This is a genomic window from Enterobacter sp. ECC-019 (genome assembly GCF_043974075.1).
Classification (GTDB): Bacteria; Pseudomonadota; Gammaproteobacteria; order Enterobacterales; family Enterobacteriaceae; genus Enterobacter; species Enterobacter asburiae_D.
Genome location: NZ_CP143759.1, coordinates 3494599 through 3518099 on the forward strand (window position 1 = coordinate 3494599; position 23501 = coordinate 3518099).

A 23501-nucleotide genomic window follows, 5' to 3' on the forward strand; every position below is an offset into this window, starting at 1 on the left:
TATCCGTAAAAAAACAGAGACAGCGGCTGAGGCGCTGTCTCTTTTCTAACAATAACAGTAAGTTACTCAGTAACGATCGTCTGAACCTGTGCAGGGCCCGGGTTGTACCAACCCCAGCCCGGGTAGCCGTAACGATAAGGATGTGGACCCCACATCCACGGATCCATCGGCTGTGGCGGCATGATCACCTGCTGTGCCAGCCGCCAGCGTTTATACCCGTTGACCTGCATGGTCATAAATTTATACGGTGTGCTGCCGATTTTGCCCTGCACGGCGCCGGTAATCGGCCCGACGACGGTCACCAGCTGTCCGCGAAAATCGACCGGATCGAGGAAACCACTGACGTCCGCATAGATACGCCCGCGGGAGGCCTCACCCAGTACCGGCCGCGCGCCGCTGTCCAGCGGAACGGTCGCGATCTCCAGACGGGTTTTCCCCTGCTGGTTTTGTACGTCGACGACCTTACCGCCAAAGCGCGCTTCCTGGCCAACGTACAGCTCAGGCGCATTCATCACCCGAACCAGATCCTGCTGTGGCGTAGGGCTGCTGCCCTTAATCGCATCAGGAACGGAAACGCATCCGCTCAGTGCTATGGCAACCGCGCCTGCCATAATAAGGCGTACTACTTTAGTCTGAACCGCCATGATGCGACTCCTTTTTCTCAGTTCCTGTTACTGAGATTCACTCGCGGCCCGGAAGTTTCTTCCACGCGACGGTGTTTCGCAAATAAACCGGCTCCGCGTGTTCAACGGCAACGGTTTTTCCTTCTGCGAGAAGCTGGCAGGCAATCGGAAGCATATCTTCCGCAGCCGGCAGCAGCATGTTGCCATCCACCAGTGTCACCCCGGTACCGCTCGCCATCTCCGGCCACGCAGGCCAGCCGGTGCCGACGGTCGCCCACTCACCGGAGAGCTGTTGCAGTCGTTCAGTGACCGCTTCCGGCTTAAGCACGGCTTCCGTCTCTTCACCGTGCCACACGCCCTGCTCGTCGCGGGTGTATTCAGCCCAGTAAACTTCGCCCATGCGGGCATCTATTGCGGCCAGGACGCGCGTTGCCCCGGTCATGCGCCATGCGCCCTGCGCCATGGTGGCGAGGGTTGAGACGCCGATCATCGGCAGTTCAGCGCCCAGCGCCAGCCCCTGCGCAATGCCAATCCCGATACGTACGCCCGTAAAGCTGCCAGGGCCACGGCCAAAGGCCAGCGCATCGAGGTCGGTTAAGGAGGTGTTGCCCTGGGTTAAAATGGCTTTTACCAGGGGCAGAATGCGTTGGGTGTGTTCCCGTGGGCACTCTTCGAAATGGGCAGAAACAGCACCGTCGTTCAACAGAGCGACAGAACAAGCCTCTGTCGCGGTATCAATAGCCAGAATTCGCATCAGTCGTCGCGCTCTCGCAAGGGTCAGTCACAAAATGGCGCGCATCTTAGCACACTCCGGGGTAAATTACTCCGCCGTTGGGTTTGCCAGGAAACGCACCGCGCGTTTTATGTCCCGCGTCCGCGGCGCGGGCGGCAGGCTAGCAAGGAAGGTTGCCCCGTAAGGACGCATCACTAGCCGGTTATCGCAAATGACCAGCACCCCGCGATCGGTAACGTCGCGGATCAATCGCCCTACCCCCTGCTTGAGGGTAATCACCGCGTCCGGTAGCTGTACCTCGTCAAACGGATCGCCCCCGCGCAGGCGGCAGTCTTCCATGCGCGCCTTCAGCAGCGGATCGTCCGGAGAGGTAAACGGCAGCTTATCGATGATCACCAGCGAGAGCGTATCGCCCCGCACATCAACCCCTTCCCAGAAGCTGCTGGTCGCCACCAGCAGGGCATTCCCGGCGCTGACAAACTGCTGCAACAGCTGGCCTTTGCTGGTTTCGCCCTGCAGCAGAACCGGTAAGGTCATGGTGGCGCGGAACTGCTCAGCGAGGTCACGCATCATGGCGTGAGAGGTGCAGAGCATAAAACAGCGGCCGTTGTTGGCCTCGATCATCGGTTTTAACATCGCGGCCAGATGGCGCGCCGCACCCGGCTGGTTCGGCAGCGGCAGATTGCGCGGCACGCAGAGCAGCGCCTGTTTTTCGTAATCGAACGGGCTGGGCAGGAGCAGCGATTCCGCCTCGTCAATGCCAAGACGTTCCGTGAAGTGATGCAGATCGTCATTCACCGACAGGGTTGCCGACGTAAAAATCCAGCTTCCCGGTTTTTGCGCCATCACCTCTTTAAACTTATCCGCCACCGTCAGCGGCGTGAGCGCCAGCGTGAAGTGCCGCGAGGTGCATTCATACCAGTAGCTGAACCCCGGCTGGTTAATCTCTTTCAACCGTTTGAGCCGCCCGCGATAGAGCGTGGCGCGCTCGAAGGCGGCATCCAGCAGCGCGGAACGGCCGAGGGACAGTTTTGCCACGTCGTAGCAGAGCTCCAGGGCATCATCGAGCAGCAGCAGCGCGCGCTGGATGTTTTTGTCCGCCAGCAGCTCGCGCAGGTTGCCGCGATAGCCTGGCTCGCCGAGCTGTAAGCGGAAATCCTGCGCGCTTTGGGCCAGACGGTCGGCGCACTTCTGCAGCTGCTGGGTATCTTTTAATTCGGTCCGGTAAGCGATGGTGAAATCTTTCGCCAGATCCTGCAGCTGGCGGCTCGAGAGCGACTGGCCGAAATACTGGCTGGCGATATCCGGGAGCTGGTGCGCTTCATCGAAGATCATCACGTCAGCCTCGGGGATCAGCTCGCCGAAACCGCTGTCTTTGACCACCATATCCGCGAGAAACAGATGGTGGTTCACCACCACCACATCCGCGTCCATTGCCGTTTTGCGCGCTTTCACCACAAAGCAGTCTTTATACAGCGGACAGTCGCTGCCGAGGCAGTTGTCGTTGGTGCTGGTCACCAGCGGCCAGGCAGGAGAGTCTTCCGGCACGCTCGCGCAGGTGCTGATATCGCCCTCTTCGGTCTGGTTCGCCCAGGCGCGAAGGATAATGACATCGCTGAGGGTTTGCACCGGCAGGTCGCCGCCCGCCAGCGCCTGCTGCTCAAGACGTTCCAGGCAGAGATAGTTGGAGCGCCCCTTCAGCAAGGCCAGACGCCCCTTATATTTCAGCGCTTTCGCCACCGTGGGTAAATCGCGGCTGTAGAGCTGATCCTGCAACGCCTTCGATCCGGTAGAAATAATCACCTTCTTCTTCGCGCGCAGCGCCGGAGCAAGGTAAGCATACGTTTTACCCGTGCCGGTACCGGCTTCGACCACCAGCGGCTGAGCCTTATCGATAGCGTGCGCAACGGCGTGCGCCATCTGACGCTGAGGCTCACGGGGTTTGAAGCCGGGGATAGCCTGCGCTAATTGACCTTCAGGGGAAAAATCGTCTGCCACGGTGCTCTCTCACTGTATTTTTGCACAGGGATTATGTCAGCCCATCCTCTTCTGTGCCACCCCAAATAGTGACGACAGGAGAACAATATGGCAGTCTTGCCGTCTGACGACGAAAAATAACGAGGAAACGTTTATGACAATTGTGCGCATTGATGCCGAAGCCCGCTGGTCTGATGTGGTGATCCATAACCAGACGCTCTACTACACCGGCGTACCGGCTAACCTGGACGCGGATGCGTTCGAACAGACGGCTAACACCCTGGCGCAGATTGATGCGGTTCTGGAAAAACAGGGCAGCGACAAATCCCGCATTCTGGATGCGACGATTTTTCTTGCAAACAAAGACGATTTCGCGGCGATGAACAAAGCCTGGGATGCATGGGTAGTGGCGGGTCACGCGCCTGTACGCTGTACCGTACAGGCCACGCTGATGAAACCGGAATATAAGGTTGAGATCAAGATTATCGCGGCGGTGTAAGCCCGATTACTCTTCTGGATCTTCATCTTCATCTTCGAAACGCGCCACGATCCGCTCGCCGGAATGACTGGCGCGAATCTCCTGAGCGACAACCGTAATCGCCTGCCCGCTGCTCATCCCCTGGGACATCAGTTCCTGAATTCGCTCAACCGCTTTCTGCTGCTGTTCATGGCTCAGAGAAGGTAAACCTGCAAACATCGTCAACTCCTGCTAAATTATTCGCGCTAATTATTTCACGCTGCCCGGTAGTATGCCACACATGAACATGCGCTTCCCCACTGTTATTACCTTGCCCTGGCGTGCAGACGCCGCTGAATTCTGGTTTGCCCGCCTGAGCCATCTTCCGTTTGCGATGCTGCTGCATTCTGGCCATGCAGACCATCCCTATAGCCGCTTCGATATTCTGGTGGCCGATCCGCTAAAGACGCTGACAACCGATGACCTGTCGTTAACGGACGATCCGCTGGTGCAGCTTCAGCACGCCATCAACGCGCTGGGCTTATCTGCCACGCCGAACCCGGACCTCCCTTTTCAGGGGGGCGCCCTGGGCCTGTTTGGCTACGACCTGGGGCGCCGTTTCGAAACGCTGCCGGAGCATGCGCAGGCTGATATTTCCCTGCCAGACATGGCCGTGGGGCTGTATGACTGGGCGTTAATTGTTGATCACCAGAAAAAAACGGTTTCCCTGCTGAGCCATCATGACGTGCGGGCGCGTCTGGCGTGGCTTGAGGCGCAGCAGCCTGCCCCGGCAGAAACGTTCACGCTGACCTCAATATGGCGCTCGAATATGAGCGCGGCGGAGTATGCCGAGAAATTCGCGCGCGTACAGGCGTATCTGCAAAGCGGTGACTGCTACCAGGTTAACCTTGCCCAGCGTTTCCAGGCGACATACCGGGGAGATGAGTGGCAGGCGTTTACCCGCCTAAATGCCAGCAATAAGGCCCCGTTCAGCGCGTTTGTTCGTCTGGAACAGGGGGCCATACTCAGCCTGTCACCCGAGCGCTTTATTCATCTGGCCGAGGGCACGATTCAAACCCGTCCGATTAAAGGCACCCTGCCGCGTCTTGCCGATCCCGACGCCGATCGTCAGCAGGCGGAAAAACTGGCCGCCTCGCCGAAAGACCGCGCCGAGAACCTGATGATTGTCGATCTGATGCGTAACGACATTGGCCGGGTGGCCGTTCCGGGCAGCGTGCGCGTGCCGGAGCTGTTTGTCGTCGAGCCTTTCCCGGCGGTGCATCATCTGGTCAGTACCATCACCGCGACGCTGCCGGCATCACGTACGGCCTGCGATCTTCTGCGCGCGGCATTCCCGGGCGGCTCCATCACCGGCGCGCCAAAGGTGCGGGCAATGGAGATCATTGATGAGCTGGAGCCGCACCGCCGCAATGCCTGGTGCGGCAGCATTGGCTATATCAGCCTGTGCGGCACGCTGGATACCAGCATTACCATTCGCACGCTGACCGCCTTCGACGGAAACCTTTACTGTTCGGCCGGGGGCGGCATTGTTGCCGATAGCCAGGTCGATGCGGAATATCAGGAAACCTTTGATAAAGTTAACCGTATCCTGAAACAACTGGAGTAATCACGGGTGGAAAAAGAGAATCTGACGCTGGATAACTTTTTATCTCGCTTTCAGCTATTACGACCGCAGGTCAACCGCGAAGCGCTGAATCAGCGACAGGCGGCCGTGCTGATCCCGGTCGTGCGTCGCGCGCAGCCGGGCCTGCTGCTCACCCAGCGTTCTCCCCATTTACGTAAGCACGCGGGTCAGGTCGCCTTTCCGGGGGGCGCCGTAGACAGCTCCGACGCCTCTCTGATTGCCGCCGCGCTGCGGGAAGCACAGGAAGAGGTTGCCATTCCGCCGGAGGCTGTGGAGGTCATCGGCGTGCTGCCCCCCGTAGACAGCGTCACCGGTTTTCAGGTCACGCCGGTGGTGGGCATTATCCCGCCCGGCCTGCAGTATCACGCCAGCGTCGATGAAGTTTCAGCGGTGTTTGAAATGCCGCTGGAGGAAGCCCTCCGACTGAGTCGTTATCACCCGCTGGATATTCAGCGTCGCGGGCATGACCATCGGGTCTGGTTGTCCTGGTATCAGCATTATTTTGTCTGGGGCATGACGGCGGGCATTATTCGTGAGCTGGCGCTGCAAATCGGCCTGAAGCCTTGACTATACTTTACATTCCATCCTTTTTCGCAGGTTTGCGATCTGCGTCGCGCTATTAGCAAAACCCATCGTTAACCATTAGTTTAATTCATGTGAATAGTTAAGCCGAGGTCGGTGTTCCCTCTTACACTATGCGCAGTTATAACATCGTTACTGGAACCCCGGTAACCCTGTCAGGAGTGTGAAAGTGATTAGTATATTCGACATGTTCAAAGTGGGAATTGGCCCTTCGTCTTCCCATACTGTTGGCCCGATGAAGGCCGGTAAACAGTTCGTCGATGATCTGGTCGAAAAAGGATTACTGGAAAGCGTTACCCGTGTCGCCGTGGATGTTTACGGTTCGCTGTCATTAACGGGTAAAGGCCACCACACCGATATCGCCATTATTATGGGTCTGGCAGGCAATATGCCGGATACCGTTGATATTGATGCCATCCCGGCATTTATCCGCGACGTGGAAACACGCGGCCGCCTGCTGCTGGCAAACGGCCAGCAGGAAGTCGATTTCCCGCAGGATGACGGCATGCGTTTTCGCAGCGACAACCTGCCGCTGCATGAAAACGGCATGACCATTCACGCCTGGAGCGGTGAAAAAGAGATTTACAGCAAAACGTACTACTCCGTCGGCGGTGGCTTCATCGTGGATGAAGAGCATTTTGGCAAAGACAGCGTCGGCGATGTCAACGTACCGTATCCGTTCAAATCGGCTACCGAAATGCTGGGCTACTGCAAAGAGACCGGTCTTTCCCTCTCCGGTATGGTGATGCAGAACGAACTGGCCCTGCACAGCAAAAAAGAGATTGAAGACTATTTTGCGAACGTCTGGCAAACCATGCGCGCCTGTATTGACCGCGGAATGAACACCGAAGGCGTTCTGCCGGGTCCACTGCGCGTACCGCGTCGTGCCTCCGCCCTGCGCCGTATGCTGGTGACCACGGACAAGTTCTCCAACGACCCGATGAACGTGGTCGACTGGGTAAACATGTTTGCCCTGGCGGTTAACGAAGAGAACGCCGCCGGTGGCCGCGTCGTGACGGCGCCAACCAACGGTGCCTGCGGTATCGTTCCGGCAGTGCTGGCCTACTACGATCACTTTATTGAGCCCGTGACGCCGGACATCTATATCCGCTATTTCCTGGCGGCAGGTGCTATCGGTGCGTTGTACAAAATGAACGCCTCCATTTCCGGTGCTGAAGTGGGCTGTCAGGGTGAAGTTGGCGTTGCCTGCTCCATGGCGGCGGCGGGTCTGGCAGAGCTGCTGGGCGCAAGCCCTGAGCAGGTCTGCGTGGCAGCAGAAATCGGTATGGAACATAACCTCGGTCTGACCTGTGACCCGGTTGCGGGCCAGGTGCAGGTGCCGTGCATTGAGCGTAACGCGATTGCCTCGGTGAAAGCCATCAACGCCTCACGTATGGCGATGCGCCGTACCAGCGAACCTCGCGTATCGCTGGATAAGGTTATTGAAACCATGTACGAAACCGGCAAGGACATGAACGCGAAATACCGCGAGACGTCCCGCGGCGGCCTGGCCATTAAGGTGCAGTGCGACTAATACTGCCTTTCGCCCATCTGCAACGGATGGGCGAATTTCCCTCTTCTTTCTCGTCTCCTTCTGCTTTCCCCACTACACTTTTACTGTTGCGTCCGGCTTTTGTGGCTGGTGGCTTATCAGGCGACCGTTCATGCAAACTGCACAAACGATCATTAAAAACTATCGCCGAAAACGCGTTATCGTCTGTGTCACGGTTGCGCTCCTCACGCTCATCCTGACGTTAGGCATTCGCTTTATTTCACAGCGCAATGTTAACCAACAGCGGATCCTCGATTTTACCAGCCACACCGTTCGCGCCCTTGATAACGTTCTGCTTTCTTTAGAGAACCGCCGCAGCGTGCTTCAGCCCCTGGTGGGGCAGCCCTGCCCACAGGCGCACCTGGCCCTGCGAAAGCAGGCCGCCATTTTGCAGACGGTACGCTCCATCGCCCTGATTAACGACGGTATCCTGTACTGCTCGAGTATTTTCGGGAGCCGCAACGTGCCCGTTCATGACTTCCTGAAAGAACTCCCCGCCAGCACCGCGAAGCTGATTTTATCGACCGACCAGTGGCTGCTTAAAGATAGCCCGATATTGGTCCAGTGGTATCCCGTCTCTCAGGACGGTGAAGCTGGCGTTATCGAAATCATCAATATCGATCTGATTGCCAAAATGATCCTCGAGCCCCAGCGCCCGCTCATCAATGACGTGGCGCTGACCGTGGGCGATCGCTTTCTGCGCTATGGACAGCGCGTCAGCGACAGCCTGACGTTTGATGAGGAAGGCTCTCTATTCCGGCAGTCATCAACCCGAAATCCTTTCACCATTACGGTCAGCGGGCCAGGCCCTGGAGAGTTAGCCTTAAAAAGCCTGCCAGCCCAACTGCCGCTGGGACTCATGCTCAGCCTGCTGCTGGGCTATCTCGCCTGGCTGGCAACGGCAAACCGGATGAGCTTCACGTGGGAGATTGATATGGGCATGGCGGCGCGGGAATTTGAGCTTTTTTGCCAGCCGCTGGTGAATGCCCGTACCCAGGCGTGCATCGGCGTGGAGATCCTGCTGCGCTGGAACAATCCGCGCCAGGGTTGGATCACCCCGGAGGTGTTTATCCCGCTGGCAGAAGAACATAACCAGATAGTCCCCCTGACCCGCTATGTCATCGCCGAAACGGTGCGCCAGATAGGCTACTTCCCCGCCAACGCCGGTTTTCACATCGGTATCAACGTTGCTGCCAGCCATTTCCGTCACGCGATGTTGATACAGGACCTGAACCGTCTCTGGTTCAGCGCCTGTCCGTGCCAGCAACTGGTGATTGAACTCACGGAAAGGGATGCGCTGCTGGATGCGGATTATCGCATCGTGCGCGAACTGCATCGCAAAGGGGTGAAGCTGGCCATCGACGATTTTGGTACCGGGAACAGCTCCCTCTCCTGGCTTGAAAAGCTACACCCGGACGTGCTGAAAATTGACCAGTCGTTTACCACCGCCATCGGCACCGACGCCGTGAACTCGACGGTGACGGATATGATTATTGCGCTGGGTCAGCGGCTGAATATTGAACTGGTTGCTGAGGGGGTCGAGACAGAGGAGCAGGCGCGCTATTTGCGCCGCCATGGCGTGCCTGTCCTGCAGGGCTTTTTCTATGCGCGGCCCATGCCGCTGCGGGATTTCCCGAAGTGGCTGGCGGGAAGCGCTCCCCCGCCAGCGCATCATAACGGGCACATCGTGCCCTTAATGCCGCTGCGCTAAGCCGGCTTACTCATCTTCGTCGTGGGCTGATTGTTCTTTAACAATACGAACCATATCAACGCGATAGTCGTTGGCTTCAACGATCGTAATGTGCAGAGGTGCCAGCTCGATCACATCTCCGACGCGCGGGATTTGCCCGTTAACGGCGATCACCAGACCGGCAACGGTCGCGATGTCTTCTTCATCGTTGATCACGTTTTCCAGCCCCAGCGTGTGCGAGAGCGCGTGCAGGTCGGTGGTACCTTTAACCAGCCAGCCTTCACCGTCGGCAACAATCTCTGGCGTTTCGTCGGCATCCGGGAATTCACCGGCAATCGCTTCCAGCACGTCCAGCGGCGTAACCAGCCCCTGCACCACGCCAAACTCGTTGGTGACGATAACAAAGCTTCCGCGAGCGCGACGCAGCACCCCGAGCAGGTTGATAGGATCCAGCGTTTCCGGCACGACAATCGCAGGCGACGCGGCAGCAACGGCTTCCACGTTGACGCCCTCTTCCAGGGCCACCAGCATCTCTTTGGCCCGCACAACGCCGATGATCTCATCCAGCTCACCACGACACACCGGGAACAGGCTGTGCGGTGAAGAGAGCAGCTGCTGGCGAATTTCATCAACGCTCAGGTTAGCATCGACCCAGCTGATTTCCCCGCGCGGCGTCATAATGCCGCGCAGCGAACGGGAGGCCAGGGAGAGCACGCCGTTGATCATGTAGCGCTCTTGTTCCACAAACGCCCCTTCAGGGACCGGAACCGGGTTATGGTTTTCGGAATCAGACTGGACGTTCACCTGACGACGACCGCCCATCAGGCGCAGAATGGCATCTGCGGTACGGGCGCGCAGCGGCTGATTCGACTGCTGCTTAATAAAGTTACGGCGCGCAATCTGGTTGAACAACTCGATCAGGATCGAGAAGCCAATCGCGGCGTACAGGTAGCCTTTCGGAATATGGAAGCCAAAACCTTCCGCCACCAGGCTCAGGCCAATCATCAGCAGGAAGCTCAGACACAGCACGACCACCGTCGGATGCTGGTTGACGAAGCGCGTCAGCGGCTTCGAGGCCAGCAGCATTACCGCCATCGCAATAACGACAGCCGCCATCATTACCGGCAGATGATTCACCATGCCGACCGCCGTGATCACCGCATCCAGCGAGAAGACCGCATCAAGCACCACGATCTGCAGCACTACCACCCAGAAGCTGGCATAGCCTTTACCGTGCCCATCATCGAGCTGGCGGTTTTCCAGCCGCTCATGTAGCTCTGTCGTCGCTTTGAACAGCAGGAATATCCCCCCGATCAGCATGATTAAATCACGCCCGGAGAAGGTGTAATCCATGACGGAGAACAGCGGTTTGGTCAGCGTGACCATCCAGGAGATGACGGAGAGCAGCCCCAGTCGCATGACCAGCGCCAAAGAGAGACCAATCAGACGCGCTTTATCACGCTGTTTTGGCGGCAGTTTGTCCGCAAGGATGGCGATAAACACCAGGTTATCAATGCCGAGAACAATCTCCAGCACCACCAGCGTGAGCAATCCCACCCAGATTGACGGGTCCATTAAGAATTCCATGACAAGCTCCTGCTAAAGGAATGACGAAACGGTGCCCCACTCAACGTGGGCAAAACAGCGGTAAACAGAGTCGATATGTGGCGAGGATCGCCGGTGAATAAGGCGCGAAATGGCCTGGTAGATGACTGACGTCGGTGACGGTCCATATAGTGGGCTGTAGCCCTATACTCCTGAACTATTAAACGGAGGCTAAACATATCAGACACAATGTGTTTTAGCAAAGATTTACGTTCCTTTGCAAAGTTCTGTAACGCAGCGGCTTTACTCTACAGATAAATCTGTAACGCGTGGCTAAATTACGGATCTTCATCACATAAATTATTTTTTCACTATCTAAAATAATTCGCGGAAGTCTTAGTTTTTTGAACTCTAACCCTTATCTGAATCGATTCGGTTTGCCAATACGATTCTCAGTACGACTGCCTGGCAGGCGTATTAATGATAATAAAAGGAGGTAGCAAGTGACCATTGCTATTGTCATAGGCACACATGGTTGGGCTGCTGAGCAGCTACTCAAAACGGCAGAGATGCTGTTGGGCGAGCAGGAAAACGTCGGCTGGATCGATTTCGTTCCCGGTGAAAACGCCGAGACGCTGATAGAGAAGTACAACGCTCAACTCGCGAAGCTGGATACCAGCAAAGGCGTGCTGTTTCTCGTTGATACATGGGGCGGCAGCCCGTTCAATGCCGCCAGCCGCATTGTCGTCGATAAAGAGCACTATGAAGTTGTCGCCGGGGTTAATATTCCCATGCTGGTGGAAACCTTCATGGCGCGCGACGACAATCCGGCGTTCGATGAGCTGGTGGCACTGGCCGTTGAAACCGGTCGCGAAGGGGTAAAAGCCCTGAAAGCGCAGCCGGTTGAAAAACCCGCCCCTGCGCCTGCAGCGGCACCAAAAGCGGCAGCACCGGCAAAACCGATGGGCCCGAACGATTATATGGTTATCGGCCTTGCGCGTATTGATGACCGTTTAATCCACGGCCAGGTTGCCACGCGCTGGACCAAAGAGACCAACGTTCGACGCATTATCGTGGTCAGCGACGAAGTTGCCGCCGATACCGTACGTAAAACCCTTCTGACTCAGGTAGCTCCTCCTGGCGTTACCGCACACGTCGTGGATGTCGCCAAGATGATCCGCGTGTACAACAACCCGAAATACGCGGGTGAACGCGTGATGCTCCTGTTCACTAACCCGACAGACGTTGAGCGCATTGTTGAAGGCGGCGTGAAAATCACCTCCGTGAACATTGGTGGTATGGCCTTCCGTCAGGGGAAAACGCAGGTCAACAACGCCATTTCAGTCGATGCGAAAGATATCGAAGCATTCAACAAGCTGAATGCGCGCGGTATTGAACTGGAAGCCCGTAAGGTTTCCACGGATCAAAAACTGAAAATGATGGATTTGATCGGCAAAGTTGGGAAATAAGCCCGCGCCGGTTCTCACATAAAGCTTATGTAATAGGAGAAGTGCAATGGAGATTACCACTCTTCAGATTGTGCTGGTGTTCGTCGTCGCATGTATTGCGGGTATGGAATCCGTACTTGATGAATTTCAGTTCCACCGCCCTCTGGTGGCCTGTACGCTGATTGGGGCCGTTTTGGGTGACATGAAAACCGGTATCATCATCGGTGGTACCCTGGAAATGATCGCCCTGGGCTGGATGAACATCGGCGCGGCGGTTGCGCCCGATGCCGCGCTGGCCTCTATCATTTCAACCGTTCTGGTTATTGCTGGTCACCAGAGTATTGGTGCCGGTATCGCCCTGGCGATCCCGCTGGCAGCAGCAGGCCAGGTTCTGACCATCATCGTTCGTACTATCACCGTTGCCTTCCAGCACGCGGCGGATAAGGCGGCCGAAAACGGTAACCTCACGGCCCTGTCGTGGATCCACGTTTCATCCCTGTTCCTGCAGGCGATGCGTATCGCGATCCCGGCGGTTATCGTGGCGATCTCTGTCGGTACCAGTGAAGTCCAGAGCATGCTGAACGCCATTCCAGAAGTGGTCACCGGCGGTCTGAACATCGCGGGCGGTATGATCGTGGTTGTCGGTTATGCGATGGTCATCAACATGATGCGCGCAGGCTACCTGATGCCGTTCTTCTACCTCGGCTTCGTGACCGCTGCCTTCACCAACTTCAACCTGGTTGCACTGGGCGTGATTGGTGCGGTGATGGCGATTCTCTACATCCAGCTCAGCCCGAAATATAACCGCGTCGCGGGTGCCCCAGCGCAGGCTGCTGGTAACAACGATCTCGATAACGAACTGGACTAACAGGTGAGCGAAATGGTTGATATGACAAAAACTACCACCGAGAAAAAACTCACTCCGGGTGATATTCGTGGCGTGTTCATCCGTTCTAACCTGTTTCAGGGTTCATGGAACTTCGAACGTATGCAGGCGCTGGGCTTCTGCTTCTCCATGGTACCGGCGATCAAACGCCTGTACCCGGAAAACAACGAGGCGCGCCGTCAGGCGATCAAGCGTCACCTGGAATTCTTTAACACCCATCCTTACGTTGCGGCACCCGTACTGGGCGTAACGCTGGCGATGGAAGAACAGCGTGCGAACGGCGCAGAGATTGACGATGGTGCTATCAACGGTATCAAAGTCGGCCTGATGGGTCCGCTGGCCGGTGTCGGTGACCCTATCTTCTGGGGTACCGTGCGTCCGGTCTTCGCGGCGCTGGGTGCCGGTATCGCGATGAGCGGTAGCCTGCTTGGCCCGCTGCTGTTCTTCATTCTGTTCAACGCCGTGCGTCTGCTGACCCGTTACTACGGTGTGGCTTACGGCTACCGTAAAGGGGTGGATATCGTTAAGGACATGGGCGGCGGCTTCCTGCAGAAACTGACTGAGGGGGCGTCAATCCTCGGCCTGTTTGTCATGGGGGCATTGGTTAACAAGTGGACGCACGTGAACATCCCGCTGGTGGTATCGACCATCACCGGGCAGGATGGTCAGACGCGCGTCACCACCGTGCAGACGATTCTGGACCAGTTGATGCCTGGCCTGGTACCGCTGCTGTTGACCTTCGCCTGCATGTGGCTGCTGCGTAAGAAAGTGAACCCGCTGTGGATTATCGTTGGCTTCTTCGTCATCGGTATCGCGGGTTACGCTGTCGGCCTGCTGGGTCTGTAAGTTTCAATGCTATAGGCCGGGGGCTTGCCCCCGGTTTTTTTATCTGGAGGATGAATGACTGTCACGGACATCGTACTGGTATTATTTGTTGCTGCCCTTCTGGCTTACGCGATCTATGACGAGTTCATCATGCCCCGCCGTCACGGCGAGACGCTGCTCTCCCTTCCCCTTCTGCGACGCGGGCGCGTGGATGCGTTTATCTTCGCGGGTCTCATCGCTATTCTTATTTACAATAACGTCACCGGCCATGGTGCAATATTAACCACATGGTTATTATGTGCGCTGGCATTAATGGCTGTTTATCTGTTCTGGATCCGCACGCCGAAAATCATTTTTAAATCCCGCGGATTTTTCTTTGCCAATGTGTGGATAGAATATAACCGTATTAAAGAGATGAATTTATCCGAAGACGGTGTGCTGGTGATGCAATTAGAACAACGCCGCCTGCTTATTCGGGTAAAGAATATTGACGATCTGGAAAAGATATACAAGTTAATCGTTAAAACTCAATAAGTTAGATATATAGCAATGGCTATATATTGCGTTTATCGGGCGCAAGAAATATAGCCAAAGCTATATCCCCTTCGTTAATTTTATCTCTATTTGTTAACGATACCTTCACGTTTAAAGACAAATGAAAATCGTTATCAATAAGCATTTTAAATAATGCCTCTTCATTGTTGTTTTATATTCTCAAAATATGTTAAGGTTGCGCCCGTCGTTGGGGAGTAGCCGATTTCCTGCTCGCAGGAAATGTACGTGTCAACATACTCGTTGAAAAACGTGGCGCGTACGGATCGCTGACAGCACATCTTATGTGCGGCGCGATCAGGCGAGACCATAGATACATCAACTGCTGTTTACTGGGGGCAGTGATGTGTCATATGGATATCCCCGGTCTGGACGCTGTTATGAATATCTCCGCTACGATCCTCCTCGCTTTTGGCATGTCCATGGACGCGTTCGCTGCTTCCATCGGAAAAGGCGCCACGCTTCATAAACCTAAATTCTCAGAAGCCCTGCGTACCGGCCTGATTTTCGGTGCTATCGAAACGCTGACGCCGCTTATCGGCTGGGGTCTTGGCATGCTCGCCAGCCAGTTCGTGCTGGAGTGGAACCACTGGATTGCGTTCGTCCTGCTGGTCTTTCTCGGTAGCCGAATGGTGATTGAAGGTTTTCGCGGCGGCGATGAAGAAGACGAGGAGCCTCAGCACCGCCACGGGTTCTGGCTGCTGGTCACCACGGCGATTGCCACCAGCCTTGATGCGATGGCCGTCGGCGTCGGTCTGGCATTCCTGCAGGTCAATATTATCGCCACCGCCCTGGCCATCGGCTGCGCAACTCTGATTATGTCTACGCTGGGCATGATGGTCGGGCGTTTTATCGGCCCGCTGCTGGGTAAACGCGCCGAGATCCTGGGGGGTATTGTGTTGATTGGCATTGGTGCCCAGATCCTCTGGGCACACTTCGCCGGTTAATCTTCGCGCTGCCAGACGTGGATACTGAAATCCGTCTGGCAGTGAAATGTTGAGTGTGCAGCTAGCGCTTCCCATACTTCCGGTTTTGCCCGCCACGCGAACGGCGTCATCTGCAGCAACGCGGTGGCCTCTTCCCCTTTCAGCGTCATTTCATACGCCACGCTTTGCTCCTGCTTCAGGCTAAAACCGGCCAGCTGTTCAGAATGAGGGGCATGCAGACGCACTTCGTCGTAAATCAGCCCTTTCAGCTCCATCAGATGATGCGGGCCTGGCGTCACGGTGACTACCCATCCGCCCGGCTTCACCACGCGAGCCAGCTCTTCCGCTTTGCAGGGCGCGTAAATGCGGATAACGGCGTCCAAACTGGCATCGTCAAATGGTAGCCGATGGCTGGACGCCACGCAGAACGTCACGTCCGCGTAACGCTTTGCCGCCGCGCGAATGGCCACTTTCGACACGTCCAGACCGAATGTCAATGCGCCCTTCTCACGGGCAATCCCGGCAAACCGGGCGGTGTAGTACCCTTCCCCGCAGCCGATATCGAGCATGGCGGTGGCTGAACCCGGCAGAATGTCATTCAGCATCTGCGCGACGGTCTCCCGCAGCGGCAGATAGTGCCCGGCATCAAGAAACGCGCGGCGCGCCTGCATCATCTCTGCACTGTCGCCTGGATCGCGGGAGCGCTTATGCTGCACCGGCAGAAGATTCACGTAGCCTTCTTTTGCCATATCAAACTGATGCCCCTGCGGACAGGTATAACTTTTATCTGAGTGCGTCAGGGGGGCGTGGCAAAGAGGACAACTGAAGGACATGGTGACTCCGGAGCATAATCAAAGGGCGAAGTGTACCGCTATTCGCCCTGGTTATAAACGCCCGGTTAACGCATAACGATAAGGTGATCGGAACCCGCCGGTAACCCGTCAGGTTTCACATTCTCCAGGCGCAGCACATTGCCCATAATCTCGCTGAAGACAGGCGCGGAAACGGCACCACCGTAGTAGGCGCCATTTTGCGGATCGTTAATGACCACCACCAGGGCAAAGCGCGGATCGCTGGCAGGCGCAACGCCGGCAGTATAGGCAACATATTTATCGACATACTTCCCGCTGTCGTCAATTTTCTTCGCCGTACCGGTTTTCACCGCCACCCGGTAATCACGAACGGCGGCCTTAACCCCGCCACCGCCGGGCAGCGCAACGCTCTCCATCATGTGTTCCACTTCATGCGCAATCTCTTCCGGCATGACGCGGTGGCCGATAACGGGCGGATCGATACGCGTTATTGAGAGAGGTCGCTCAAGCCCGAAGCCGCCAATCGTCGCGTAGACGTGCGCCAGCTGGAGCGGCGTTACCATCAGCCCGTAGCCGAAGGCAAAGGTCGCGCGGTCGAGCTGGCTCCAGTATTTACGCTGGGGCAGCAATCCCGCGCTCTCACCCGTTAAGCCAAGCCCCGTATTCGTGCCAAATCCAAAGTTTCGATAGGTATCAATAAGATGCTGGACAGGCATTGCCAGGGACAGTCGGGACACGCCGGTGTCGCTCGATTTTTGCAGGATCCCGGTCATTGTCAGTTCAGGATAATAGCCCACATCGCGGATGCGATGCCCGTCGAGGGTATACGGATGCGTGTCAATCACGCTGTCCGGCTGGACCAGCCCCTGCTGCAGAGCCGTCATCAGCACCAGCGGCTTGACCGTGGAACCGGGTTCAAACGTATCGCTGATCGCACGGTTGCGAAAATCGTTTATCGTTGCGCCTTCCCGGTTATTGGGGTTGAAATCCGGATAGCTCGCCATGGCGAGTATTTCTCCGGTTGGAATATTAATTAACACCGATGCCCCAGACTCGGCCTTGTTCCAGGCCACAGCATTATCGAGCGCATCTTCGGTGATGGTTTGCAGACGCTCGTCGATACTTAACTGGATGTTATGCGCCGGTGCGGGCGCCACTTCCGTCAGGTTTTCAACAACGCGTCCGTAGCGGTCTTCCCTTACCTGTCGCACACCCGCCTTGCCGGTCAGCTGCGCGTTAAAGCTTTTTTCCACGCCTTCAATGCCCTGCCCGTCAATATTGGTGAAGCCAATCAGGTTCGCTGCCACATGGCCGGCAGGATAAAAACGGCGGGATTCATCGCGTAAATTGATGCCGGGCAGATTGAGTTTATCGATCCACTTTGCCTGTGCAGGATCGACCTGACGGGCAAGATAAATAAAACGGCCCTGAGGGTTGGCGTTGATTCGCGCCGAGAGTGCGTCCAGGGAGAGATGCAGCGCATTTGCCAACGCCTGCCAGCGTTCGTCAACGCCAACGCCCCCTTTTGCCAGCACCGTTTTAGGATCGGCCCACACGGCCCGGACAGGCACGCTCACCGCCAGGGGACGACCTTCGCGATCCATTATCATGCCGCGCGGCGCATCAATCGCGAGCTGGCGGAGGGAGCGCATATCTTCCTGCTTCACCAGATTGTCAGGCTTTATGATTTGCAGCCAGGCAACGCGGCCCAGTAAAAAAGCCAGACTACAAAAAATAGCTAAACAGAGCAGCACAAAACGCGCCGGCGTGAAATTTCCGACGGTCGTTATCGATTTTTTCTTCACCTGAACCCCAGGACAGTAAAACAACGCCCTGATTTAACGGGAAAAGATGGGTTTAGGGTGGCAAAACAGTGCTACTAACCTCGCAGCTTTGCAACAAGTTACTAACAAGACCGCAAATGGTAATATTTTGAAAGATAAGGGACATAAAAAAGCCCCGCGTTATGCGAGGCTTTATGTCTGAGATTGAAGTGCTATGCGCTTCAGTCAGCAGCGGTTCGATCAGATAGCAGTTACGTTAACTGCAGCAGGGCCTTTCTGGCCGTCCTGAATTTCGAACTCAACGTTCTGGCCTTCAGCCAGAGTTTTGAAACCGTTACCCTGGATTGCAGAGAAGTGTACGAACACGTCTTTGCTGCCGTCAGCAGGAGTAATGAAACCAAAACCTTTAGACTCGTTGAACCACTTAACTTGACCTTTAATCTTTGCCATTTTGCAAAATTCCTTAGAGTGTTTTCTTAGCCCGCAGGCATTAACTGAGATAAAACTGAGACATTACTGCATGAGGCACTAATATAAGGTTCGGCAGAGAAGCGGTATTCAACGACAACGTGTTTACTCAGGACTTCTTTACTGAAAATGCCACACATAAACAGAACTGTACCTCGTTTGACCCAAAACGTGTTATCACACACTATGTTTAATATGGCAAGCCATTTTTAAACATGTCTCGATCCGCCGCACAAATTCGAACAGTGCCTGTGAGGTTTTGCACAATTATGCGCATCACGTACAGACAGCCCTGCTGCGTAACAAAGACCCGGCGTTGCTTTCACAACCGCTGTAATCTAAGACTTTTTTAACATAGCTCAATCATAACGAAGCGTCCAGCAACCGGGAAAAGAAATCTTACGTCTTGATTGAGTTAGAACAATTTGTGAAAACTTATGCTTAAATCATTGTAACGCGACCAAATTGTTTCAGTGAAAAAACACCGTTAATAAACCACGCCCAACTGTATTAAAATGCACCAGTTAATAAACAGTGTTATGCACCAAAATAATGAAATTTTTATGAACCTGCATCAAAAGAAGGCAAGCAAAACGTTTCGATATAAATAAAACATTTCTGCGCGCGTTTACATACAGAATATATGCAACAATTAATCGCTTCGTTTATAAGGGTAAATATTCGCCAATTTTCAGTATCCTGAAAGAATGATTAACTGGTGCTAAATTATCTAGCGCGTCAGTTAACTCCTGCGCAGGTTCATCCAGGGCTTCATCTGCCAGTTCAAACACCCCCCAGTGAATGGGAAACGCCAGAGGGCAACCCAACTGCTGCCACAATGCCACCGCAGATTGCGGATCCATATGATGGACAGCCATGAACCATCGTGGGGCATAGGCACCAATCGGTAACGCGGCAGCATCGATATGGCCCAGGCGTTCAGGTATTAACAGCAGCTCGGGCGAATACCCCGTATCACCGCTGAACCAGAAACGATGATGTCGACCTTCCATAACCCAGCCGCACCATAATGAGCGATTGCGGTTCCATGGCGTGCGCATACTCCAGTGCTGTGCCGGTACGGCGGTCATCGTCATCCCCTGCCAGGTGAAACTCTGCCACCAGTCGAGCTCAACCACGCGTTTTGCCCCCCGGCGGCGGAACCAGTCGGCAAGCCCCAGCGGAACAAAAAAACTGACGTCGGGGAAGCGTTTGAGGATACGGCGAATGGTCGCGTCATCAAGATGATCGTAATGATTATGGGAGATGACGACCGCATCAAGCTGATGAAGTTGATCGACCGACAGCGCGGGAGGCGTTTTACGCTGTGGTCCCAGGAAAGGGAGCGGAGAAGCGCGCCGTGAAAACACCGGATCGGTAAGGATGATATTGCCGTCCAGCTGCAGCAACACGCTCGCGTGTCCGAGCCACCACACCCCATCTTCATGAGGTTGCGTAAGCTCAACCGGTTGCCACCACTGGCGGATAAAATCTTCATAACCTAGCGCGGGCGGCTTCGGTAAACCGGCCTCTTTACGCGCTTTACGCCAGCGGTCAAGATCGCCGGGTTGATGTCCGACAGGATCGGTATTACGAAAACCGTTCGGGGTGTGATGTTTCAGGGAGGGGTCATACCAGGGATTTTTCCAGACCACAGCCACCTCCCAGCAAAAAGATTAACGCTCAGCCACCAGGCGGATAAAGTCGTCTTCGTCTTTGTTATCTTCAGCAACCGCGTCTTTCGGCGCGTCTTTCTCTTCCGGTTCGTTAGCTTCACACAGACGGCGCAGCAGCGCATTCTGACGTTTTTGCTGATCGAGCAGCGCTTCCAGCAGTTCGATCTGCTCGTTAGTACGGGAACTGGCGCGATTCACGAAAAACCAAATGACCAGCCCCACCAGCAGAACAACCAAAAAAATCATCAGGGATGCTATATTCAGCATCCCTGAATTCAGTAACTCACCCATTTCACCACCTCAATAAAAACGTCTATTTTACCACTGGCGCGAAGGAAGGAAATCACCTTGAGAAAAAATGCGTGTTACCACGGAATAAATTTATTGATTGCGCAAACGCCGCTAAAAAACTGTACATCCTGATCGCACATCACATTGATCGTCTGCGTCCATAACACCACGCACGCTATCAGCACGATAATCAGAATTACCCAGCGTATTTTTTTCACTCCACACTCCGTCTAAAGACCTGATGTAACGAGGTTATCACGCTTATCTTAAACAAGGACTAACTGTGCCTCCATCACGCTTTTTTCAGATTCCTGCACTTGTTTCGTCGCGTAAACCGTTTACGCTAGCATTATGATAACAACGATAAAAGAGGAAATGATGCGGTTAATCATTCGAACAATTGTTGCACTGGCCATTGTCTGGATTGGCCTTCTGCTAACGGGTTATGGCGTGCTTGTGGGAAGCACCGAGAACGCAGCCGGGTTAGGAATTCAGTGTAAATACCTAACGGCACAAGGAATGAGCACTGCGCAATATCTGCATACTGACAGTGGGATCGTTGGCTTAACCCACTGTCCGGTCCTGCGTAAGACTTCCGTCGTGATCGATAATGGCTAAACAGCCGGGTAAATGACCGACAAAAAACGCCGCAACAGAAGCGGCGTTTTTTTATGCGAAAGAGATTAGAACGGGTAGTCGTGATACCCCATCTGTTCAGAAATCTTACGTGCGGCAGTGTGCAGAATAGCCACATACTCATGCAGACGCTCTTCGGAGAAGCGTAAGGTTGGGAAGGAGATACTTAAGCCCGCGATCACCACGCCAAAACGGTCAAATACCGGAACGCCGATGCAGCGCAGCCCTTCTTCCTGCTCCTCGTTATCTTCGCCATACCCCTGCTCGCGTACGCGATCGAGCACCGTTAACAGCGCGTCCGTGCTGGTAATGGTTCGTGAGGTACTTTGTTTGTATTCCACGCCTTCGAGGATCTGCTTCACTTCCTCACGATCGCGCCACGCCAGCAGAACCTTACCAATGGCAGTACTGTAGAGCGGGTTGCGACGACCAATGCGCGAATACATGCGCAGATTGTACATGGAGTCGATTTTATGGATGTAAACAATGCTGTCTTCATCCAGCGCGCCGAGATGGATGGTCTCTTTGGTCAGGCGAGAGATTTCACGCATCTGAATATCGGCGCTGCGGATCAGGTCAACATTTTGTAGCGCACGGGCACCCAGCTCAAACAGCTTCAGCGTCAGAGAGTATTTTTCAGATTCGCCTTCCTGGGCAACGTAGCCCAGCGACTTCATGGTTTGCAAAAAGCGATACACGGTGCTTTTTGACATCATCACGCGCTGCGACAACTCTGTAATACCTATTTCACGCTCTTCTCCCAACGCCTGTAAGATGCCAAACACCTTCAGCACGGAAGAAACAGAATCTGGCTGTTTATCCAAATCCGCAATAGCCATTTACCACCTCATAGAGAGTGTTTTATAAAAATCAGAACCGGTTTTTATTATAAGTTCCCGTCATGTCACCTGCAATCAATCCGCGTTTACTTCGTTACAAATCTGCGACATATCGCGGCTGTAACAATGCTAAAATAGTTACCCTGAGAATAATTTCACGCTGAGCTTTTTTAATCCTAATGGAAAAGACCCTTTCCGATGGCCTGCCTTTACCCCAGCGGTATGGCGCTATAGCGACCATCATTATCGGTATCTCAATGGCGGTCCTTGACGGCGCAATCGCGAACGTTGCCCTGCCAACCATCGCCAGCGACCTGCACGCCTCTCCCGCCAGTTCGATATGGATTGTTAACGCCTATCAGATTGCGATTGTGGTTTCCCTGCTCTCGTTCTCTTTCCTGGGCGATATGTTCGGTTACCGTCGGGTGTATCAGTGCGGTCTGGTGGTTTTTACCTTCACGTCCTTGTTATGCGCCCTTTCAGATTCACTGCATACCCTAACGCTTGCCCGCATTGCGCAGGGGTTTGGCGGAGCGGCGCTGATGAGCGTAAACACGGCGTTGATCCGCTTAATTTATCCGCAGCGTCATCTGGGACGCGGCATGGGGATAAACTCGTTTATTGTCGCCGTCTCTTCCGCCGCCGGGCCAACCATCGCGGCGGCGATCCTTTCCGTTGCGTCATGGCAATGGCTATTCGCCATTAACGTGCCGCTGGGTATCGTCGCTATATTCTTTGCCCTGCGCTTTCTTCCCGCAAACGGCCCTAAAAGCACCATGCCGCGCTTCGACGTGGCGAGTGCGGTGATGAATGCCCTGACTTTTGGCCTGCTGATTACGGCGCTGAGCGGCTTTGCGCAGGGACAGTCTCTGATGCTTACCGGCGCGGAACTCATCGCCCTGCTGGCGATCGGCTTCTTCTTTGTTCGCCGCCAGCTCACTCTCCCTGTGCCTTTACTGCCGGTCGATCTGCTGCGTATTCCCCTCTTTTCCCTCTCCATTTGCACGTCTGTTTGCTCGTTCTGCGCCCAGATGCTGGCCCTGGTTTCTCTGCCCTTCTTTCTGCAGAGCGTGCTAGGACGTTCAGAAGTGGAGACCGGCCTGCTGTTAACCCCCTGGCCACTTGCGACAATGGTGATGGCGCCGCTGGCAGGTTACCTGATTGAACGCGTCCATGCCGGTTTATTGGGCGCTTTGGGGCTGGCGGTGATGGCGACAGGCCTTTTCGCGCTGGCTCTGCTACCGTCATCGCCAACCGATCTGGACATCATCTGGCGTATGATCCTGTGCGGGGCAGGGTTTGGCCTGTTCCAGTCCCCTAACAATCACACTATTATCACCTCCGCGCCGCGCCATCGCAGCGGCGGTGCCAGCGGCATGCTGGGGACCGCGCGCCTTCTGGGCCAAAGCAGCGGCGCGGCGCTGGTCGCCCTGATGTTTAACCTCGCCGGACAAAACGGCAACCATGTTGCGCTTCTCACCGCGGGTGTCCTTGCCTCTCTCGCGGCGATCGTCAGCGGCCTGCGCGTGACCCAACCCAGGGTTCAGGCATAAA

General features: G+C 55.2%; 25 protein-coding genes and 1 pseudogene. 12 read left to right on the forward strand and 14 right to left on the reverse strand.

Features of this window, described 5'->3' with window-relative positions:
- Positions 1 to 62: 62 nt before the first annotated feature.
- The 3 genes from V1566_RS16570 to V1566_RS16580 form a co-directional block, all read right to left on the reverse strand.
- On the reverse strand, positions 63 to 644 hold the full coding sequence (locus V1566_RS16570; protein WP_148241930.1) for a Slp family lipoprotein: 582 nt from the start codon (positions 642 to 644) through the stop codon (positions 63 to 65).
- Positions 645 to 681: 37 nt separating this feature from the next.
- Positions 682 to 1377: a tRNA (adenosine(37)-N6)-threonylcarbamoyltransferase complex dimerization subunit type 1 TsaB gene (gene tsaB / locus V1566_RS16575; RefSeq protein ID WP_311392231.1), complete on the reverse strand. Its 696-nt coding sequence runs from the start codon at positions 1375 to 1377 to the stop codon at positions 682 to 684.
- Positions 1378 to 1443: 66 nt separating this feature from the next.
- Positions 1444 to 3354 (reverse strand): ATP-dependent DNA helicase, encoded by a 1911-nt coding sequence (locus V1566_RS16580; RefSeq protein WP_213327839.1) that lies wholly within the window; start codon positions 3352 to 3354, stop codon positions 1444 to 1446.
- Between the two features lie 133 nt (positions 3355 to 3487).
- Between V1566_RS16580 and V1566_RS16585 the strand changes: the two genes are divergently transcribed.
- On the forward strand, positions 3488 to 3832 hold the full coding sequence (locus tag V1566_RS16585) for a RidA family protein (RefSeq protein ID WP_008500498.1): 345 nt from the start codon (positions 3488 to 3490) through the stop codon (positions 3830 to 3832).
- Between the two features lie 6 nt (positions 3833 to 3838).
- Here V1566_RS16585 and V1566_RS16590 read toward each other — a convergent pair whose 3' ends face one another.
- Entirely contained in the window at positions 3839 to 4030 is a 192-nt protein-coding gene (locus V1566_RS16590) for a YoaH family protein (RefSeq protein WP_023336068.1), read from the reverse strand.
- A gap of 61 nt (positions 4031 to 4091) precedes the next feature.
- Between V1566_RS16590 and pabB the strand changes: the two genes are divergently transcribed.
- The 4 genes from pabB (at position 4092) to V1566_RS16610 (ending at position 9280) form a co-directional block, all read left to right on the forward strand.
- On the forward strand, positions 4092 to 5417 hold the full coding sequence (gene pabB, locus V1566_RS16595; protein WP_395306009.1) for an aminodeoxychorismate synthase component 1: 1326 nt from the start codon (positions 4092 to 4094) through the stop codon (positions 5415 to 5417).
- Between the two features lie 6 nt (positions 5418 to 5423).
- Positions 5424 to 6002: a CoA pyrophosphatase gene (locus tag V1566_RS16600; RefSeq protein ID WP_395304025.1), complete on the forward strand. Its 579-nt coding sequence runs from the start codon at positions 5424 to 5426 to the stop codon at positions 6000 to 6002.
- A gap of 184 nt (positions 6003 to 6186) precedes the next feature.
- Positions 6187 to 7551 (forward strand): L-serine ammonia-lyase, encoded by a 1365-nt coding sequence (sdaA, locus tag V1566_RS16605; RefSeq protein WP_395304026.1) that lies wholly within the window; start codon positions 6187 to 6189, stop codon positions 7549 to 7551.
- A gap of 130 nt (positions 7552 to 7681) precedes the next feature.
- On the forward strand, positions 7682 to 9280 hold the full coding sequence (locus V1566_RS16610; RefSeq protein WP_395304027.1) for an EAL domain-containing protein: 1599 nt from the start codon (positions 7682 to 7684) through the stop codon (positions 9278 to 9280).
- A gap of 6 nt (positions 9281 to 9286) precedes the next feature.
- Here V1566_RS16610 and yoaE read toward each other — a convergent pair whose 3' ends face one another.
- The gene (yoaE, locus tag V1566_RS16615; RefSeq protein WP_395304028.1) at positions 9287 to 10846 is read right to left on the reverse strand and encodes a CNNM family cation transport protein YoaE; all 1560 of its coding nucleotides are present in this window, start codon (positions 10844 to 10846) and stop codon (positions 9287 to 9289) included.
- On the reverse strand, positions 10834 to 11043 hold the full coding sequence (locus tag V1566_RS16620; protein WP_395306010.1) for a protein YoaL: 210 nt from the start codon (positions 11041 to 11043) through the stop codon (positions 10834 to 10836). Before V1566_RS16620 ends, yoaE begins: the two co-directional genes overlap by 13 nt.
- A 264-nt stretch (positions 11044 to 11307) precedes the next feature.
- On the opposite strand from V1566_RS16620, the gene manX reads away from it, so the two are divergent.
- The 5 genes from manX to mntP all read left to right on the forward strand — a co-directional run bounded on the left by manX (position 11308) and on the right by mntP (position 15462).
- Complete coding sequence (manX, locus tag V1566_RS16625; RefSeq protein ID WP_032658500.1) at positions 11308 to 12273, forward strand: PTS mannose transporter subunit IIAB; 966 nt, start codon at positions 11308 to 11310, stop codon at positions 12271 to 12273.
- Positions 12274 to 12319: 46 nt separating this feature from the next.
- Positions 12320 to 13120 (forward strand): PTS mannose transporter subunit IIC, encoded by an 801-nt coding sequence (gene manY, locus V1566_RS16630; RefSeq protein ID WP_008500490.1) that lies wholly within the window; start codon positions 12320 to 12322, stop codon positions 13118 to 13120.
- 12 nt (positions 13121 to 13132) lie between these two features.
- Positions 13133 to 13984, forward strand: coding sequence for a PTS mannose transporter subunit IID (locus tag V1566_RS16635; protein ID WP_006810994.1), 852 nt, complete (start codon positions 13133 to 13135; stop codon positions 13982 to 13984).
- A 54-nt stretch (positions 13985 to 14038) separates the two neighbouring features.
- Entirely contained in the window at positions 14039 to 14497 is a 459-nt protein-coding gene (locus tag V1566_RS16640) for a DUF986 family protein (RefSeq protein ID WP_395304029.1), read from the forward strand.
- Between the two features lie 398 nt (positions 14498 to 14895).
- Entirely contained in the window at positions 14896 to 15462 is a 567-nt protein-coding gene (gene mntP / locus V1566_RS16645; protein WP_395304030.1) for a manganese efflux pump MntP, read from the forward strand.
- On the opposite strand, the gene rlmA is transcribed toward mntP, so the two are convergent.
- From rlmA to mgrB, 7 genes and pseudogenes are all read right to left on the reverse strand, one after another.
- Entirely contained in the window at positions 15459 to 16274 is an 816-nt protein-coding gene (gene rlmA, locus V1566_RS16650; RefSeq protein ID WP_395304031.1) for a 23S rRNA (guanine(745)-N(1))-methyltransferase, read from the reverse strand. The two genes, mntP and rlmA, sit on opposite strands and share 4 nt — an antisense overlap.
- A gap of 65 nt (positions 16275 to 16339) precedes the next feature.
- Positions 16340 to 18058 (reverse strand): peptidoglycan glycosyltransferase FtsI, encoded by a 1719-nt coding sequence (gene ftsI / locus V1566_RS16655; RefSeq protein WP_395304032.1) that lies wholly within the window; start codon positions 18056 to 18058, stop codon positions 16340 to 16342.
- 219 nt (positions 18059 to 18277) lie between these two features.
- Positions 18278 to 18487: a transcription antiterminator/RNA stability regulator CspE gene (cspE, locus tag V1566_RS16660; protein ID WP_001062678.1), complete on the reverse strand. Its 210-nt coding sequence runs from the start codon at positions 18485 to 18487 to the stop codon at positions 18278 to 18280.
- Positions 18488 to 18500: 13 nt separating this feature from the next.
- Positions 18501 to 18645 (reverse strand): annotated as a pseudogene (locus V1566_RS16665) (DUF2627 domain-containing protein).
- Between the two features lie 525 nt (positions 18646 to 19170).
- A complete protein-coding gene (locus tag V1566_RS16670) occupies positions 19171 to 20160 on the reverse strand; it encodes an MBL fold metallo-hydrolase (RefSeq protein ID WP_395304033.1) in 990 nt (329 codons plus the stop codon).
- A 21-nt stretch (positions 20161 to 20181) separates the two neighbouring features.
- Positions 20182 to 20472, reverse strand: a complete 291-nt coding sequence (locus V1566_RS16675) for a YebO family protein (RefSeq protein WP_395304034.1) — start codon at positions 20470 to 20472, stop codon at positions 20182 to 20184.
- Positions 20473 to 20546: 74 nt separating this feature from the next.
- Entirely contained in the window at positions 20547 to 20690 is a 144-nt protein-coding gene (mgrB, locus tag V1566_RS16680) for a PhoP/PhoQ regulator MgrB (protein WP_006175995.1), read from the reverse strand.
- Between the two features lie 160 nt (positions 20691 to 20850).
- Here mgrB and V1566_RS16685 point away from each other — a divergent pair, with 160 nt between their 5' ends.
- Positions 20851 to 21090, forward strand: a complete 240-nt coding sequence (locus tag V1566_RS16685) for a YobH family protein (protein ID WP_395306011.1) — start codon at positions 20851 to 20853, stop codon at positions 21088 to 21090.
- Positions 21091 to 21155: 65 nt separating this feature from the next.
- Here the strand turns inward: V1566_RS16685 and kdgR are convergent, their stop codons facing one another.
- Positions 21156 to 21947 (reverse strand): DNA-binding transcriptional regulator KdgR, encoded by a 792-nt coding sequence (gene kdgR, locus V1566_RS16690; protein WP_023312208.1) that lies wholly within the window; start codon positions 21945 to 21947, stop codon positions 21156 to 21158.
- 179 nt (positions 21948 to 22126) lie between these two features.
- Between kdgR and V1566_RS16695 the strand changes: the two genes are divergently transcribed.
- Positions 22127 to 23500, forward strand: coding sequence for an MFS transporter (locus V1566_RS16695; protein WP_395304035.1), 1374 nt, complete (start codon positions 22127 to 22129; stop codon positions 23498 to 23500).
- Position 23501 lies beyond the last annotated feature (1 nt).